Annotated in this window: 2 protein-coding genes; both read right to left on the bottom strand. The window is 78.2% G+C overall.

The features are described 5' to 3' along the window. Positions 1-39 precede the first annotated feature (39 nt). Complete coding sequence (locus tag GTW08_RS00645; protein ID WP_073577251.1) at positions 40-255, bottom strand: CDGSH iron-sulfur domain-containing protein; 216 nt, start codon at positions 253-255, stop codon at positions 40-42. Then, positions 245-752, bottom strand: a 508-nt coding sequence (locus GTW08_RS00640) for a HemK2/MTQ2 family protein methyltransferase (protein WP_161151244.1), incomplete at its 5' end; no start/stop codon positions are given. The genes GTW08_RS00640 and GTW08_RS00645, both read right to left, overlap by 11 nt.

Here is a 752-nt window from a genome sequence, read left to right as displayed (position 1 = left end):
GCAGCGGCGCGGTCCCGGTGCCCGGGTGCGGGGGTGCGGTCACGTCGGGTCCTCCTGTCGCACGCGGGTGCGGTGGCTGGTGTCGCAGAACGGCGGGCGGCGGGTGCGCCGGCAGGTGCACAGCGCGGTGACCGGGCGCCGCGAGGTCACCCGGGTGCCGTCGGGCAGCTCGACCTCCACCGGGCCGGTCACCAGGACCGGGCCGTCGTCGGTGAGCCGCACCCGGGCGGGCCCGGCGCCGGTCTCACGACCCACGGACGGCCTCGATCACCACGAGCTCCTCGTCGGCGGCGCCGGGTTCGACCAGGCCGCGGGCCTCGTGCAGCGCGGTGCGGGCCCGCATCACCGGGCCGAGCGGGATCCGGGACCGGTCGGCGACCCGCACGGTGAGCCCGGCCGCGGTGAGCCGGTCCAGCGAGGCCTGTACCCCGGAGACGGCACTGTGCACCATGAGCAGCGCACCGCCCGGTCCGAGGTGGGCGGCGACGCCGTCGCAGATGCGGTCGATCACGGCGCGGCCGTCGCGGCCGCCGTCCCAGCTGCGGGCCCGGCGGTGCCGGACGAGCCGGTCGGTGTGCGACGGCACGTACGGCGGGTTGGCGGTGACCAGGTCGAACCGCCGGCCGTCGACGGGGCCGAACAGGTCACCGCGGTGCACGGTCAGCGCGGTGCGGTGCAGCCGGGCGTTGACCCGTGCCGCGAGCACGGCGCGCCGTGACAGGTCGACCGCCGTGACCGCGCCGGCACCGCAG

The sequence above is a fragment of the Pseudonocardia sp. SID8383 genome, assembly GCF_009864975.1.
GTDB classification, from domain to species: Bacteria; Actinomycetota; Actinomycetes; order Mycobacteriales; family Pseudonocardiaceae; genus Pseudonocardia; species Pseudonocardia alni.
This window is presented reverse-complemented; position numbering and strand designations above follow the sequence as displayed.